This window comes from Pseudomonas thivervalensis, from assembly GCF_001269655.1.
In the GTDB taxonomy this organism is placed as follows: Bacteria; Pseudomonadota; Gammaproteobacteria; order Pseudomonadales; family Pseudomonadaceae; genus Aquipseudomonas; species Aquipseudomonas thivervalensis.
This window is the reverse complement of the sequence record NZ_LHVE01000016.1, coordinates 54,829-70,618: the sequence shown is the minus strand read 5'-3', so window position 1 is coordinate 70,618 and position 15,790 is coordinate 54,829. Positions and strand designations below refer to the sequence as shown.

The window sequence follows — 15,790 nt, the reverse complement described above, 5'->3', positions numbered from 1 at the left end:
AGAAGATGACTTCGATGGGGCACGTGCATCGCCAGCGTGGCATGGCCTTGCTGGTCAGCCTGGTCTTCCTGTTGCTGCTGACGCTGATTGGCCTGTCGTCGATGCAGAGCGCCACCCTCCAGGAAAAAATGACCAGCAGCGTCATGCAGCGTAACCAGTCCTTCCAGGTTGCCGAGGCGGCGTTGAGGGTGGGGGAAAGCGCGGTGCAGGTCGAAACGTATTCATTGCCAGTGTGCACCACCGCGACCCAGTGCGCGCCGCCGGCCGAGTCGGCGACATTGACGGGCGCGGGGCGCAACTCGTCGTCGGGGGTGCTCTGGGTCGCCGCCGCCGGTGGGTTTTATGGCGTGCAGAACATCGGCACGACGCTCACGGCGGTCAACGTGCCGGTCAATACGTCGGCGACGCTGTACCGGATCACGGCGGTAGCGGTGGTGGGCAATAACCAGCGCAGCGTGGTGGAGAGCATCTATGCCAAATATTAGGGCCCTTCACCGATTGTGGCAGGCGTTGTGGGGGGCGTTGCTCGGCCTTTACCTGGCGGCCCCGGTCTATGGGTTCACGCCTTCGGACTCGCCCTTGCTGAGTGCGGCCGCCGTCACGCCGAACGTGATGCTGCTGATCGATGACTCGGGGAGCATGAACAACATCATCTGGGCGGCGGGGTTCGATCCGAATGTGTCGCAACCATCGATCGATGTATGCACTGACGAAAGAAGCTGCAGTAACAGCAACAGGGAGCCGCTTTTGGCAAATGACGGAAACGTATTGCTTGCAAGTTTGTTCCGTGGAGGCTGTTTAAATGGCTGGTATGGCTTCTACCGACCTGGCTTCGGTCAGGTTTGCCTGCGGTTACCAGACCCGGTTGGTGGCGAGAATACTCGCTACACAGCTAAGTACTTATCCTATCTAGTGACCCTGGCTAACGGTTCGAGCCGCGACTTCACCACCGGCTCAATTCCCACCGACTACCGAATCAACGTGGCACGAGATGTCTCAACCGATCTGGTCGCCAACAACCGCGCCCTGCGCATAGGCCTGGCTACGTTCAACCCCCCCAACAGCAGCAACTCCGGCCCCGGCGGGTACATCGCTCGCGCCATCAGCGACCTGTCGCCGGTCACTGGCAGCGTGACCCAAACCCAGGCCAACGCCAACTACAGCGCCCTGATCAATGCCATCAATGGACTGGGCGCGGTTGCGAATACCCCCTTGGCCGAGAGCTATTACGAAGTCACCCGCTACTTCAGGGGCATGGCGCCTTATTACAATGGAACGCCCACCACCTACACCAGCCCGATCCAGTACCGTTGCCAGAAAAATTTCGGCGTGGTGGTCACCGACGGCTTGCCCACCTATGACCGGACGTTTCCTACCAACGACCCGCTGGGCCTTTCCCGGCTGCCGAACTGGGATGGCATCAGCAGCAACGATGGCGCCGACCCCTTTGGCAACGCCGAGGGCGACACGCTTTACCTGGACGACATCGCCAAGTTCGCCTTCGACATTGACATGCGCTCCACCGGCACCGACGCCACCGGCAAGAGCTGGAACAGCGTGGATTTTCCTCGGCAGTATCTCAATACCTATACCGTAGGATTTGCCGTCACCAACCAGATGTTGTCCGACGCAGCCCGTTACGGGGCGGGCAAGTATTATCCGGCGAGCGACAGCGAAGGCCTGAATTCGGCGCTGTCGTCGGCCTTGAGCGACATCACGTCGAAGGCCGGTTCCGGGGGAGGTGGCACCACCAACGCCGCAACGTTGTCCAGCACCTCCAGCTACTACCAGACCACCTATGACCCCAAGGACTGGCGTGGGACCATCCGTGCGTTCGGCTTCACCACGGCGGGCACGGTCAACACGGCAGCGGTGCAATGGACCACCGACACCGCCATCGTGCCCGGCGCCACGGCACCGATCTATCAGTCCTGGAACACCGCGAGCAACGTGCCGGTGACCCTGGCCTACGGCAATTTTTCGCCGGCCCAGCAAACCAGCCTCAGCCAGAACCTGCCCACGGGGATCACCGGCAATGACCTGGTGGAGTGGAGCAAGGGCGTCAACAAGACTGGCCTGAAGGTGCGCAGCGCGCTGCTGGGGGACATCATCAACTCGCCGCTGGTGCTGGCATCGCCCAACGACCAGACCGCTGCGGACCTGCTCAACGACACCAGCTACAGCACGTACCTGGCGACCAAGGCGGCGAACATGAGCACCAGCCTGGTGGTGAATGGCAACGATGGTTTCTTCAGTGTCATAAACAGCGCAAACGGCACGCGGCTTTACGCCTACATGCCTTCGAACGTGCTGCCCTCGTTGCAGGACATTGCGGACATCAACTACATCAACGGTGTCAGCCACAAGTTCCTGGTGGACGGGCAGGTCGGCGTGTTCGACGTGCAATCGGGAAGCGCCTGGAAGACGGTGGCCCTGGGCGGCACGGGTGCCGGGGGCAAAACGTTCTTCGCGGTGCAGTTGTTCGATGCGGCGGCGGGCAATGCGTTTCGGGCGCTGTGGGAAATCAGCGCGCCAGCCGTCGCCAACACAGCCAACGCCTTCAATGACCTGGGCTATGCCTACGCACGTCCCGAAGTCGCGCGCCTGGCGGACGGTCGCTGGGCGGCGTTCATCGCCAATGGCTACGGCAGCAACAGTGGTGTGGCGGCGTTGTACGTGGTGGATATCCGCGACGGTTCGCTGATCCGCAAAATTGTCATCAGCGGCAGCGAAACCGATAACGGCCTGTCGTCGGTCAAGCTGCGGGTCAATTCCCAGAATGTGGTGCAGGCCGCGTACGGTGGCGACTTGAAGGGACGGATGTGGAAATTCGACCTCAGCGGCACCTCACCCACCACATGGGGCCTGGCGTTTGCCGGCCAACCGTTGTTCACCGCCCCCGGCGGCGCGACCCAGCCGATCACGGTGCAGCCGCTGCTGGCAGACAATCCCCAAGGCGGCACCCAGGTGTTTTTCGGTACCGGCAAGTTCAACGAAGCGGCCGACAAGCTCAACAAGGACCTGCAGGCATTCTATTCAATCTGGGACGCCACGGGCGGCGCGGGGCAGATCACCGTGTCGAGCTTGCAGGCCCAGTCGATCACCGGGGTGTTTTCCGGTAGCACAGGACAGTTCGTGACCACCAGCCAGAGTGATGTGACGTATCCTGCGGAAAAGGGTTGGTACCTGCCGCTGGTGTATAACAATGCGCTGACCGGGGAGCGGGTCATCAACCCGGCCAACCTGGTGCTCGGGCGCGTGGTCTTTACCACGGCCGCCGTGGACACTACCGACCCTTGCGCCAGCTTCGGTACCGGCAAACTGATCGAATTGGATGCGTTCAACGGTAAGATGCTCAACTACGCGATTCTCGATACCAACAATGACGGCTCGCTCACCAGCCTCGATACGATTTCCGCCGGTGTGGTGTTCACGGGCGGTATCCCGACCCTGAGCGCCGTGGTCAGCGCCAACGGCGCCACCAATATGATCGTGAACGACTCTGGCGGCGGTATCACTGACCTGCTGGGCAAAACCGTTGGCGGCAGCCGCCGTATCATGTGGCGGCAAATACAATGAGGGAGCAAGGCATGCGCAGATCCAACCGCGGTTTCACCTTGATCGAAATCATGATCGTGATCGCGATCATCGGTATCGTGATCACCGTCGGCTATCCGAGCCTGACCGAATACATGAAGAAGGGCCGACGGGCCGAAATTGCCGGGCTTTTGTCCGAGCAGGCGCAGATTCTCGAGCGCCACTACTCGAAGAACAACGTCTACACCAACGCGACCGGGCTGAGCAGCGGCAACGATTTCTACACGGTTACCCAGACGCTGGCGGACCAGAGCTTCACCCTGACCGCTGTGCGCAAGAGCGGCTCGTCCATGGCCACGGACAAATGCGGTGACTTCACCCTCAACAATACTGGCGCGCGCAGCATGCTCAACGCCACTGCGGGAGTGACCACCAAGGATTGTTGGGGGCGCTGAGTTTCTTTTATCCGGGCGCGCTTTTGCGCCCTTTGTTTGAGTGAGTCGAATCAGAACATGACCAGGCAACAGCAAGTGGTGATTGTCGGTGGCGGAGTCATCGGCCTGCTGACGGCGTTCAATCTGGCGTCCGAAGGGCAACGTGTGGTGCTGCTGGACCGTTCCAATGTCGGCCAGGAGTCGTCCTGGGCCGGCGGCGGCATCGTTTCACCGTTGTACCCCTGGCGCTACAGCCCGGCGGTCACGGCGCTGGCCCATTGGTCGCAGGATTTTTATCCACAGCTGGGCGAGCGTTTGTTCGCGGCCACCGGGATCGATCCGCAAGTGCATGTGACCGGGTTGTACTGGCTGGACCTGGACGATCAGGACGAAGCGCTGGCCTGGGCCAAGCGGGAAGGGCGCCCGCTGCGGGCTGTGGATATCTCGGCTGTCCACGATGCGGTCCCGGTGCTGGGTGCGGGTTTTTCCCGGGCCATCTACATGGCTGACGTGGCTAATGTGCGTAACCCACGGCTGGTGAAATCCCTCAAGGCGGCGTTGCAGGCGTTGCCCAATGTCACGCTTCATGAGCATTGCGAAGTCAGTGGGTTCATTCGCGACGGTGGGCGTGTAGTGGGCGTGCACAGTTCCGCCGGTGAAATTCTTGGCGATGAGGTGGTGCTGGCCGCCGGCGCCTGGAGTGGCGAGTTGCTCAAGACTTTGGGCTTGAAGTTGCCGGTCGAGCCGGTCAAGGGCCAGATGATTCTGTACAAGTGCGCGTCGGATTTCCTGTCGAGCATGGTTCTGGCCAAGGGGCGTTATGCGATCCCGCGTCGTGACGGGCACATTCTGGTTGGCAGTACGCTGGAGCGCGAAGGTTTCGACAAGACTCCGACTGAGGTTGCGCTGGAGAGCCTGAAGGCTTCGGCGCAGCAGCTGATTCCGGCGCTGGCGAGTGCAGAGGTGGTGGGGCATTGGGCCGGGTTGCGGCCTGGGTCGCCTGAAGGTATTCCCTATATCGGCGAGGTGCCGGGGGTTGCGGGGTTGTGGTTGAACTGTGGGCATTATCGTAATGGGCTGGTGTTGGCTCCGGCGTCGTGTCAGTTGTTTACGGATTTGATGTTGGGGCGTGAGCCGGTGATTGATCCTGTGCCTTATGCGCCGGCGGGGCGGTTGTAAGGTTTTATACTCTGATCCAAATTGTGGGAGCGAGCCTGCTCGCGATGGCGGTTTGATTGAGTACATATCCATTTCTGCGGTAACGGCTACTTAGGGTTCCGCCCTTACGGCGGCTCACTTTTTTTCAAACGCCAAAAAAAGTAAGCAAAAAAGGCTTGCCCCACCACTCGGTGCCTCGCTTAGGCTCGGCATGCCCTCAACTCCGGCATTGCTCCGTGGGCCCGCCGCGAAGGGCCATCCATGGCCCAGCGCGGCTAACCCGGCATCCATGCCGGGTTGCCCACTCCACAATGCCTGCGTTCGGCCATCGTGGTTAAAGGGGCCTCCAGATCAAAAGCCGGGCCGAGGCGGCCTTATAGCCGACCTGGCTCTCCCGCTCGTACACCCATCCGATCTGTGGGAGCAAAGCTTGCTCGCGAGGCGGCCTGACAGCCGGCCTGGTTCTCCCGGTCGTACTCCGATCCCATTGTGGGAGCGAGCCTGCTCGCGAAGACGGCGGTACATCCAAGGCTGATGCAACTGATCCACCGCCATCGCGAGCAAGCTCGCTCCCACAGGGATTTGCAGTGGCCGCAAATCTGTAGATCGTCCCCCGATCCAGTGTGGGAGCGAGCTTGCTCGCGAAGACGATGGCACAGGCGATGAATATGTTGAATGCTCCGGCCCCTTCGCGAGCAAGCTCGCTCCCACAGGAGAAACGCGATCACCCTAAATCAGGTCGGCTGTTAGGCCGCCTCGCGGTGGACGTTGATCTCGGCGCCCCGTTAACCACGCTGGCCGAACGCAGGCATTGTGGAGTGGGCAACCCGGCATGGATGCCGGGTTAGCCGCGCTGGGCCATGGATGGCCCTTCGCGGCGGGCCCACGGAGCAATGCCGGAGTGAGGGCACACCGAGCCTAGGCGAGGTGCCAAGTGGTGGGGCAAAAGCGTTTTGCTTACTTTTGCGCTTTTCAAAAGTGAGCCGCCGTCAGGGCGGAACCCTAAGCAGCCGTAACCGCAGAAACGGATATACACACCGCCCTAACAGCCAACCAGCCTTTGTGGGAATGGTCGGACAAAGATCTGATTCCAAAAGAACTTTCCGACGAGGTCCGGCGGTTGCCGAGTGGGAAGAACCCTGGCTAACCTTTCCCCGTCGCTGCCAATTCAGCGTCCGGGCGTCGCGGCCCGAAAACTTGGTAATCCATTCCCTCTTTGGAGTACCGCAATGTGTAACAAACCTCCATCACCCACAGAAACGAATAACGCTTCCCCTGACTCCAGCCTTAACCCAAAAAAACTCGATGAAGCCGCCAAACGCGCCCTCGAGGTGTCAGGTTGGGGGCCGCTTCGCAGCCCAGCGGGAGCAGGCTCCCTCGCCACATTCGAAACCGCGGCTCAATCCAGCCCCAACTTCTTCAACCGATACCGCATCGACCGAAACGACAACTTCAATCGCTGCGCCGCCGCCGTGCGGTTCCAGCGGGTTTCCTCCAACGCCTGGAGGATGAGCTTGCGCTCAACATCTTCCAGGTAATCCTCCAGGTTGTCGACCTGCATCAAATCAGGAGTCCCCGCCTCACCAGCACTATTGCCATCGGCAAGGCGCAGGTCATCGGCCTCGATCAGTTGCTGTTCGCACAAGGTGTAGGCTCGCTCAAGCATGTTCTCCAATTCCCGCACATTGCCCGGGAAACGGTAGTTCTGCAGGGCCTCCAAGGCTTGCGGATGGAGCTTTGCCGCAGGGCTTCCGGTGCTCGCGGCCAGCCGCTGAAGCATGTGGTTGGCCAGCGGCTCGATGTCTTCGCGGCGTTCGCGCAAGGGCGGGACGCGCAGTTCGATGACGTTCAGCCGGTAATACAAATCCTGGCGAAAGCGCCCGGCGGCGACTTCGGCGTCGAGGTCCTTGTGGGTGGCGCAGAGGATTCGCACATCGACCACTTCTTCCTGCTGGCCGCCCACGGCGCGCACGGCCTTTTCCTGGATGGCCCGTAACAGCTTGACCTGCATCGCCAGGGGCAGGTCGGCCACTTCGTCGAGGAACAAGGTCCCACCATGGGCGGCCTGGAACAGCCCGGGCTTGTCTTCGATGGCGCCGCTGAAGCTGCCTTTTCGATGGCCAAAGAACTCGCTTTCCATCAGTTCCGTAGGAATCGCCCCACAATTGACCGGCACAAACCCTTGGTTGGCGCGGGGGCCTTGTTCGTGGATCAACCGGGCGACCAGCTCCTTGCCGCAACCCGACTCCCCACTGATGTACACCGGAGCCTGGCTGCGGGCGAGTTTTTCGATCTGTTTGCGCACGTTGCGCATCGGCGGCGAATCACCCAACAGGCAGCGCTCGATAGTACTGGTCGGGGAGGCGACCGGTGGCAGGCGCAGGGCGCTCGTGACCAGTTCTCGCAGTCGACCCAGGTCGACCGGTTTGGTCAGGAAGTCGAAGGCGCCGGCCTTGAGGGCGTCGATGGCGGTTTCCAGGCTGCCGTAGGCGGTGATCATCGCCACGGGCAGTTGTGGATAACGTTGCTGGATGTGCTGCACCAGTTCCAGGCCGGTGCCATCGGGCAGGCGCATGTCGGTCAGGCACAGGTCGAAAGCATCCCCCGCCAGCAGGGCTTGGGCCTCGGCAAGGTTCTTGGCGCTGCGGGTGTCGAGTTTCATCCGGCCCAGGGTGATGTCCAGGAGTTCGCGGATGTCCGGTTCGTCATCGACGATCAGGATTCGTTGCCGTGAGCGATTGTTCAAATCTGTTTCCGTCCGTGAGCAAAAGTGATGCGAAAGCAGCCGCCGCCTTGGCGTGGTTTGAAGTCTAGGCGGGCCTGGTTGCTTTCGCACAGCTCACGGGACAGATAGAGGCCAAGGCCGGTGCCCTGGCTGCTGGTGGTAAAGAAGGGTTCGAACAGATGCGCCTGCTGCTCGGGCGTGACACCGGGGCCGTTGTCGATGATGTCCAGTGTCGACAGTTGGCTGTGTGGGTCGATGAACAGTTTCAGCCAGGCCTCGGCCTGTTCATGGGCCATTGCGCTGTGACGCCAGGCGTTGCGCAGCAGGTTGTCGAGTACCTGGGTCAACTGGTCGGGATCCATAAGCGTGGTGTGGTCCCCCGGGTCGATGCTCAGGTGCAAGTGCTGGTGTTCGGCCATGCTTTCGCGGGCCTGCCGGACGAATGGGTCGAGCCAGGTCCGCAGGTCGAGGCGCTGGGGTGTGGTTTGCTGGCGGCGAGACAGCTGCAAGACGTTTTCAATGACGCGATTCATTCGTTGGGAGTGATCTTGAATAATCTGCGTCAGACGCCGATCCGCATCGTTCAGTTCCTCTGATTCGCGCAGCAATTGCGCCGCGTGGCTGATGGCGCCCAAGGGGTTGCGGATTTCATGGGCGATACCGGCGGTCAGGCGCCCGAGGGAGGCGAGCTTGAGCTGTTGGGCGTGCTGGGCCACCTGGGCCAGGTCTTCGAGGAACACCAGGATCTGATGCTGGTCGTTGTGGCCCAAGGCGATGAAGCTCGGTTGCAGGGTCAGGCCGGTGCCGCTGATGATCAGGCTCTGCGCGCGCAGGCTGGGGTTGTTCAGCCACAGTTGCAGGCGCTCGACCAAGGCGGTGGAGCCGTCGTCGATCCGTTGGCCGACCAGATCGTGCATGCCCAGCAGGTTCAGCGCGCTTTCATTGGCCAGCTGGACCCGGCGTTGCCGGTCGAGCACCAGGATGCCGGTGCGCATGCGTTGCAGGATCAGCGCATTGAGTGCTTCGAGGCTGATCACTTCGCTGGCCCGTTGCTCGGCCAGGGTTTCGCTGGCTTCCAGCCGTCGGGTCAGGCCCTGCACCAGCAGCGCGGCGGCAAAACACAACGCCCCCAGGGTGCCGGCCTGCAAGTAGCTGCTGGGCCGGTTCGAGTCGCTCAGGCCAAGAAATAGACTCGAACCGACGATGCCGAGGGTGGCGACGGCCGCGATCAACAGACCGATCCGGCCACGCAACAGCGTGTTGCCAATGGCCACTGAGACGATGAGCAGGTTGCCAATGGCGCTGGGAGCCCCGCCGGCGGCGAAGAACAGCCACGAGAGCAACAGCACGTCGGTCAGGGCCAGGCCAAACAGCCGGGCAGGGCGGCGGGTGTTTTCAAGGAACACCACCAGCAGGATATTCAATACCAGATACAGCCAGCTGCCACTGCGCAGCAGGTCGTCGTTGGCGAACTCCAGCAGGCGGTTGTCCATGTTGCTGGAGATCAGCAGCACCAGGGTGATGCCGATACTCAGGCGGTACAGGTGGTAGAGGCGCAGCAGGCGCTGCGCCTGTTTGACGCGCGGGCTTGTAGCCTCAGCGCTCACGAGTGCCCGGGCCTTGCTCCAGATGAGCCTGGCTGCAATACCATTGCTGTTCGAGGGCCAGCGCCCGGTCACGGGGCAGGTGTACGCCGCAATGGGCGCAACGGACCATGGGCGGCGCGTCGTACTCCCGCGGAGCGTTCGGCGCGGAGGAGGCGCCCTTGAACTTACGCCAGAACCATACCGCAGCGGCAATCAGAGCGATCCAGAACAGTAAACGAAGCATGATGGGCAGCTTTTTGGCTAGAGATCAGGCAGTTTAGCCAAGGACAGGAACGGCGCACAGCGCAATAAAATCCGGGCACAAAAAAGGGAGACCGTCGGGTCTCCCTTTTTGCAGGTGCCTTGGCTCAGTCGAACAGGCCGAAGGTCATGTAGCTGAACCAGGAGCGGTCGCTGGACTCGCCCTCGGGCTCTTCTTCCTCGATCACGTCGCCATTTTCGTCCTTGGGCTTGAGTTCGTTCGGGATGGCTTCCTTGGCATCCTGGAACTGACGCTGTACGTCCTGGTTGGCGCGGGTTTCGCCCGGCGGCAGCGGTGGACGGGACTCGATCAGGCCCAGGGTCGCCTTGCTCAGCCACGAACGGTTGTCGGCTTCGTCGACCCGTGGGGTGAACTGGCCATCGACCAGCGAAGGGTGATCGGGGTAGTTCAGCTTCAGGGTTTCCAGGCTGGTGGCCGCCAGATCGTCCAGGTGCAGGCGCTGGTAGGCTTCGGTCATCACGGCCAGGCCATCACCCACCGAAGGGGTTTCCTGGAAGTTTTCCACCACGTAGCGGCCACGGTTGGCGGCGGCGACGTAGGCCTGACGGGTCAGGTAGTAGTCGGCCACGTGGATTTCGTAGGACGCCAGCAGGTTGCGCAGGTAGATCATGCGCTGCTTGGCATCAGGCGAATAACGGCTGTTGGGGAAGCGGCTGGTCAGCTGGGCGAACTCGTTGTAGGAGTCGCGCGCGGCGCCCGGGTCACGCTTGGTCATGTCCAGCGGCAGGAAGCGCGCCAGCAGGCCGACGTCCTGGTCGAAGGAGGTCAGGCCCTTGAGGTAATAGGCGTAATCGACGTTCGGGTGCTGCGGGTGCAGGCGAATGAAGCGCTCGGCGGCGGACTTGGCGGCCTCCGGCTCGGCGTTCTTGTAGTTGGTGTAGATCAGCTCCAATTGGGCCTGATCGGCGTAACGACCGAACGGATACCGCGACTCCAGCGCCTTCAGCTTGGCGGTGGCGCTGGTATAGCTGTTGTTATCCAGGTCGTTCTGCGCCTGTTGGTACAGTTCGACTTCGCTCAGGTTTTCGTCTACGACTTCCTTCGACGAGCAAGCAGCAGTCAATGCGAGGATGGCGATCAGCAGCAGGTGTTTCACTTGCATGGCGGCTTGCGTCCCTATGACGGCCGCTGTCTTGGGCGGGGCCGTCCTGTTATGATGAGCGCCCCGTTGAAAGCCTCGGGGCAAAAGACGCCGTATTTAACCACAAGCGCGCAGCCGAAACCAAAGGCTGTGCCGACGCCCAGTCCGAGCATGTCCGATAAAATAGAACTTCGCGCAGAGGTGCCGTCCGAATTGGGCGGCCAACGCCTCGATCAAGTCGCCGCACAACTCTTTGCCGAGCACTCTCGCTCGCGCCTTTCCGCCTGGATCAAGGACGGCCGCCTGACTGTGGATGGGGCGGTGATTCGTCCGCGCGACATCGTCCATGGCGGTGCCATCCTCGAACTGACTGCCGAGCAGGAGGCCCAGGGAGAATGGGTCGCCCAGGACATTGCCCTGGACATCGTCTATGAAGACGATGACATCCTGGTGATCAACAAGCCTGCGGGCCTGGTGGTGCACCCGGCGGCCGGTCATGCCGACGGCACGCTGCTCAACGCCTTGCTGCACCACGTACCGGACATCATCAATGTGCCCCGTGCCGGCATCGTGCATCGCCTGGACAAGGACACCACCGGCCTGATGGTGGTGGCCAAGACCATCCAGGCGCAGACACAGCTGGTCACACAGCTGCAAAGCCGCAGTGTCAGCCGCATCTATGAATGCATCGTGATCGGTGTGGTCACCGCCGGTGGCAAGATCAACGCCCCGATCGGTCGCCACGGCCAGCAGCGCCAGCGCATGGCGGTGATGGAAGGCGGCAAGCAGGCGGTCAGTCATTACCGCGTGCTGGAGCGTTTCCGTTCCCACACGCACGTGCGGGTCAAGCTGGAAACCGGCCGCACCCACCAGATCCGTGTGCACATGGCCCACATCAACTTCCCGTTGGTGGGGGACCCGGCCTACGGCGGTCGTTTCCGCATTCCGCCAGCCGCCAGCCAGACCATGGTCGAATCGCTGAAGAACTTCCCGCGCCAGGCGCTGCACGCGCGTTTCCTGGAACTGGATCACCCGACGACCGGCAAGCGCATGAGCTGGGAATCGCCGTTGCCGGATGATTTCGTCTGGCTGCTGACGTTGCTCAAGCAGGACCGCGAGGCGTTCATCGGATGAGTGACTGGCTGAAACCCGACTGGCCCGCGCCGGCCCGGGTCAAGGCCTGCGTCACCACCCGCGAGGGCGGCGTCAGCCTGGCGCCGTTCGACAGCCTCAACCTCGGCGACCATGTCGGCGACGACCCCATGGCTGTCGCCGAAAATCGCCGTCGCCTCACCGATCCATTCGCCATCACCCCGGCCTGGCTGCAGCAGGTCCACGGCATTGCCGTGGTCGAGGCTGACCCGGCCCGGGTGATGACCGCCGATGCCAGCTGGACCGCCACGCCGGGTATCGCCTGCACGGCGATGACCGCCGATTGCCTGCCCGTATTGTTCTGCAACCGTGCCGGCACCCGCGTCGCGGCGGCCCATGCCGGTTGGCGCGGGCTGGCGAACGGTGTGCTGGAAGCCACCCTCGACAGCCTTGCGGTGCCCGCGGATGAAGTCCTGGCCTGGCTCGGCCCGGCCATTGGCCCGCAAGCCTTCGAAGTCGGGCCGGAAGTGCGCGAAGCCTTCATCGCGCAACTACCAGAAGCGGCACAAGCCTTCGCCGCGAGCCCCAACGCCGGCAAATTCCTGGCCGATATCTACGCGTTGGCACGGCTGCGCCTGGCCGCGCGGGGTGTCACGGCTGTCTACGGCGGCGGTTTCTGTACCGTGACCGATTCACGTTTCTTTTCCTACCGGCGCAATCCACGCACCGGCCGCTTCGCTTCGCTGATCTGGATCGAACGCTAGACTTCTCTGATCTGCATCAAGGGCGCGCGGCTTGAATCTTCCAGAATCGACCACATCTATAACGGTATCTGGCAGGTTTCTTCATTCAGGATGTTTTCTAGGTCCGGCCTGCTCATTAGGAAGGTGACCCATGCGTATCGATCGTTTAACCAGCAAACTGCAATTGGCCCTGTCCGATGCCCAGTCCCTGGCCGTCGGCCTGGACCATCCCGGTATCGAACCGGCGCATTTGATGCAGGCCATGCTCGAGCAGCAGGGCGGCTCCATCAAGCCCCTGCTGATGCAGGTCGGCTTTGACGTCAACAGCCTGCGCAAAGAACTGGCGAAAGAACTCGACCAGTTACCCAAGATCCAGAATCCGACCGGTGACGTGAACATGTCCCAGGACCTGGCGCGCCTGCTCAACCAGGCCGACCGCCTGGCCCAGCAGAAGGGCGACCAGTTCATTTCCAGCGAGCTGGTGCTGCTCGCCGCCATGGACGAGAACAGCAAGCTCGGCAAGTTGCTGCTCGGTCAAGGCGTGAGCAAGAAAGCCCTGGAAAATGCCATCAACAACCTGCGTGGCGGCGAAGCAGTGAACGACGCCAACCACGAGGAGTCGCGCCAGGCGCTGGACAAATACACCGTCGACCTGACCAAGCGCGCCGAGGAAGGCAAGCTCGACCCGGTGATCGGTCGCGACGATGAGATCCGCCGCACGATCCAGGTGCTGCAACGCCGGACCAAGAACAACCCGGTGCTGATCGGTGAGCCTGGCGTGGGTAAAACCGCCATCGCCGAGGGCCTGGCCCAGCGCATCATCAACGGCGAAGTGCCGGACGGCCTCAAGGGCAAGCGCTTGTTGTCCCTGGACATGGGGGCCCTGATCGCCGGTGCCAAATACCGCGGCGAATTCGAAGAGCGGCTCAAGGCTTTGCTCAATGAACTGTCCAAGCAGGAAGGGCAGATCATCCTGTTCATCGACGAACTGCACACCATGGTCGGTGCGGGCAAGGGCGAAGGTTCGATGGACGCCGGCAACATGCTCAAGCCGGCGTTGGCCCGGGGCGAGTTGCACTGCGTTGGCGCGACCACGCTCAACGAGTACCGCCAATATATAGAGAAGGACGCGGCGCTGGAGCGGCGTTTCCAGAAAGTGCTGGTGGAGGAACCGAGCGAAGAAGACACCATCGCCATCCTGCGCGGCCTTAAAGAACGCTACGAAGTTCACCACAAGGTGGCGATCACCGACGGCGCGATCATCGCCGCGGCCAAGCTCAGCCACCGCTACATCACCGACCGTCAATTGCCGGACAAGGCCATCGACCTGATCGACGAAGCGGCCAGCCGCATCCGCATGGAAATCGACTCCAAGCCCGAAGTGCTGGATCGGTTGGAGCGGCGCCTGATTCAACTCAAGGTCGAGTCCCAGGCCCTGAAGAAAGAAAGCGACGAGGCGGCGAAGAAACGTCTGGAAAGGTTGCAGGAAGAAATCGTGCGTCACGAGCGTGAGTATTCCGATCTCGAGGAAATCTGGAATTCGGAGAAGGCCGAAGTCCAGGGCTCGGCGCAGATCCAGCAAAAGATCGAACAGTCCCGCCAGGAGCTGGAAGCGGCTCGCCGCAAAGGCGACCTTAATCGCATGGCCGAGTTGCAGTACGGGGTGATCCCTGACCTGGAGCGCAGCCTGCAGATGGTCGACCAGCACGGCAAGAGCGAAAACCAGTTGCTGCGCAGCAAGGTCACCGAGGAAGAGATCGCTGAAGTGGTGTCCAAGTGGACCGGCATTCCCGTCTCGAAGATGCTTGAAGGCGAGCGCGATAAGCTGCTGAAGATGGAAAGCCTGCTGCACCAGCGCGTGATTGGCCAGGAAGAAGCGGTGGTGGCGGTGTCCAACGCCGTGCGCCGTTCTCGCGCCGGGTTGTCGGACCCTAACCGTCCGAGCGGCTCGTTCATGTTCCTCGGCCCGACCGGTGTCGGTAAAACCGAGCTGTGCAAGGCACTGGCCGAGTTCCTCTTCGACACGGAAGAGGCCATGGTGCGCATCGACATGTCCGAGTTCATGGAGAAGCATTCCGTGGCCCGGCTGATCGGTGCGCCACCGGGCTATGTCGGTTATGAAGAGGGGGGTTACCTGACCGAGGCTGTGCGGCGCAAGCCGTACTCGGTGATCCTGCTCGATGAGGTCGAGAAGGCGCACCCGGATGTGTTCAACATCCTGCTGCAAGTGCTGGAGGATGGTCGCCTGACCGACAGCCACGGGCGCACGGTGGACTTCCGCAACACGGTGATCGTGATGACCTCCAACCTGGGCTCTACGCAGATCCAGGAGCTGGTGGGCGACCGCGAGGCACAGCGCGCGGCGGTGATGGACGCGATCTCTACTCATTTCCGGCCGGAGTTCATCAACCGTGTCGACGAAGTGGTGATCTTCGAGCCGTTGGCCCGGGATCAGATCGCCGGCATTACCGAGATCCAGTTGGGTCGCCTGCGCAGCCGCCTGACCGAGCGCGAGCTGAAACTGCAATTGAGCGACGAGGCGTTGGACAAGCTGATCGCGGTGGGTTACGACCCGGTCTATGGCGCACGGCCGCTCAAACGAGCGATCCAGCGCTGGATCGAAAACCCGCTGGCGCAGCTGATCCTGTCGGGTCGCTTCATGCCGGGCGAAACCGTGACCGGTACGGTGGAGAACGACGAAATCGTCTTCAACTGAGCCGATTGACTGGGCTTTTGTAGCGAGAGCCTCTCGCGCTGGAGCGCGCCGCAAGAGCTGTGTACGAGCTGTGTAGGAGCTGTGTAGGAGCTGTCGAGTGCAACGAGGCTGCGATCTTTCCCCCCAGGCACTTGAGTCTCAAGCGACAGATCAGAAGATCGCAGCCTTCGGCAGCTCCTACGAGGTGTGTTCACTTTGCGAGGGCATTTTTTCATCAGGCCGTTGAACTCAAAGGAAAAGGCTTGTAAAGTGCGCCCCGCAGTACGTCACCCCAAGGGCGACTTCTCACTGAGAAGGAATCCAAAATAAGTTGCAAATCATTGTCTTGAAAGCAATTTAAGGGGTTGACAGAGGTTTTGAAAATTGTAGAATAGCGCGCCTCAGACACACGAACGCAGCGATGCAGACGGTGGAAGAGGTTGAAGCGAGATTCAA

General features: G+C 61.7%; 11 protein-coding genes. 7 read left to right on the top strand and 4 right to left on the bottom strand.

Going from position 1 to position 15,790, the window contains the following annotated elements; genetic code table 11:
• The first annotated feature begins 5 nt into the window (after nt 1-5).
• The 4 genes from AD659_RS22915 to thiO are packed head-to-tail and all read left to right on the top strand — an operon-like array spanning nt 6 to nt 5,150.
• The gene (locus AD659_RS22915; protein ID WP_408003328.1) at nt 6-485 is read left to right on the top strand and encodes a pilus assembly PilX family protein; all 480 of its coding nucleotides are present in this window, start codon (nt 6-8) and stop codon (nt 483-485) included.
• Nucleotides 472-3,579 carry a pilus assembly protein gene (locus AD659_RS22910; protein ID WP_053125362.1) on the top strand — a complete coding sequence of 1,036 codons (3,108 nt, stop codon included), beginning with the start codon at nt 472-474 and terminating at the stop codon, nt 3,577-3,579. The genes AD659_RS22915 and AD659_RS22910 overlap by 14 nt, the downstream gene beginning before the upstream one ends.
• An 11-nt stretch (nt 3,580-3,590) precedes the next feature.
• Nucleotides 3,591-3,992: a type IV pilin protein gene (locus AD659_RS22905; RefSeq protein WP_053125360.1), complete on the top strand. Its 402-nt coding sequence runs from the start codon at nt 3,591-3,593 to the stop codon at nt 3,990-3,992.
• Nucleotides 3,993-4,049: 57 nt separating this feature from the next.
• On the top strand, nt 4,050-5,150 hold the full coding sequence (gene thiO / locus AD659_RS22900) for a glycine oxidase ThiO (protein WP_053125359.1): 1,101 nt from the start codon (nt 4,050-4,052) through the stop codon (nt 5,148-5,150).
• A 1,378-nt stretch (nt 5,151-6,528) separates the two neighbouring features.
• On the opposite strand, the gene AD659_RS22895 is transcribed toward thiO, so the two are convergent.
• The 4 genes from AD659_RS22895 to AD659_RS22880 all read right to left on the bottom strand — a co-directional run bounded on the left by AD659_RS22895 (nt 6,529) and on the right by AD659_RS22880 (nt 10,825).
• Nucleotides 6,529-7,875, bottom strand: coding sequence for a sigma-54-dependent transcriptional regulator (locus tag AD659_RS22895; protein WP_053125358.1), 1,347 nt, complete (start codon nt 7,873-7,875; stop codon nt 6,529-6,531).
• Nucleotides 7,872-9,461, bottom strand: coding sequence for a two-component system sensor histidine kinase NtrB (locus AD659_RS22890; protein ID WP_053125356.1), 1,590 nt, complete (start codon nt 9,459-9,461; stop codon nt 7,872-7,874). Before AD659_RS22890 ends, AD659_RS22895 begins: the two co-directional genes overlap by 4 nt.
• A complete protein-coding gene (locus AD659_RS22885) occupies nt 9,451-9,684 on the bottom strand; it encodes a PP0621 family protein (RefSeq protein WP_053125354.1) in 234 nt (77 codons plus the stop codon). The genes AD659_RS22890 and AD659_RS22885 overlap by 11 nt, the downstream gene beginning before the upstream one ends.
• A gap of 124 nt (nt 9,685-9,808) precedes the next feature.
• On the bottom strand, nt 9,809-10,825 hold the full coding sequence (locus AD659_RS22880) for an outer membrane protein assembly factor BamD (protein ID WP_053125352.1): 1,017 nt from the start codon (nt 10,823-10,825) through the stop codon (nt 9,809-9,811).
• A gap of 150 nt (nt 10,826-10,975) precedes the next feature.
• On the opposite strand from AD659_RS22880, the gene rluD reads away from it, so the two are divergent.
• The 3 genes from rluD to clpB all read left to right on the top strand — a co-directional run bounded on the left by rluD (nt 10,976) and on the right by clpB (nt 15,355).
• Nucleotides 10,976-11,938, top strand: coding sequence for a 23S rRNA pseudouridine(1911/1915/1917) synthase RluD (gene rluD, locus AD659_RS22875; RefSeq protein ID WP_003205696.1), 963 nt, complete (start codon nt 10,976-10,978; stop codon nt 11,936-11,938).
• The gene (gene pgeF / locus AD659_RS22870; protein WP_053125350.1) at nt 11,935-12,660 is read left to right on the top strand and encodes a peptidoglycan editing factor PgeF; all 726 of its coding nucleotides are present in this window, start codon (nt 11,935-11,937) and stop codon (nt 12,658-12,660) included. Before rluD ends, pgeF begins: the two co-directional genes overlap by 4 nt.
• 130 nt (nt 12,661-12,790) lie before the next feature.
• Complete coding sequence (gene clpB, locus AD659_RS22865; RefSeq protein WP_053125348.1) at nt 12,791-15,355, top strand: ATP-dependent chaperone ClpB; 2,565 nt, start codon at nt 12,791-12,793, stop codon at nt 15,353-15,355.
• Nucleotides 15,356-15,790: the final 435 nt, after the last annotated feature.

Bases quoted from the DNA above. Each gene is read 5' to 3' on its own strand.
- AD659_RS22915 (WP_408003328.1), top strand. From the start codon at position 6: ATGACTTCGATGGGGCACGTGCATCGCCAGCGTGGCATGGCCTTGCTG.
- AD659_RS22910 (WP_053125362.1), top strand. From the start codon at position 472: ATGCCAAATATTAGGGCCCTTCACCGATTGTGGCAGGCGTTGTGGGGG.
- AD659_RS22905 (WP_053125360.1), top strand. From the start codon at position 3,591: ATGCGCAGATCCAACCGCGGTTTCACCTTGATCGAAATCATGATCGTG.
- thiO (WP_053125359.1), top strand. From the start codon at position 4,050: ATGACCAGGCAACAGCAAGTGGTGATTGTCGGTGGCGGAGTCATCGGC.
- AD659_RS22885 (WP_053125354.1), bottom strand. From the start codon at position 9,684: ATGCTTCGTTTACTGTTCTGGATCGCTCTGATTGCCGCTGCGGTATGG.
- AD659_RS22880 (WP_053125352.1), bottom strand. From the start codon at position 10,825: ATGCAAGTGAAACACCTGCTGCTGATCGCCATCCTCGCATTGACTGCT.
- rluD (WP_003205696.1), top strand. From the start codon at position 10,976: ATGTCCGATAAAATAGAACTTCGCGCAGAGGTGCCGTCCGAATTGGGC.
- pgeF (WP_053125350.1), top strand. From the start codon at position 11,935: ATGAGTGACTGGCTGAAACCCGACTGGCCCGCGCCGGCCCGGGTCAAG.
- clpB (WP_053125348.1), top strand. From the start codon at position 12,791: ATGCGTATCGATCGTTTAACCAGCAAACTGCAATTGGCCCTGTCCGAT.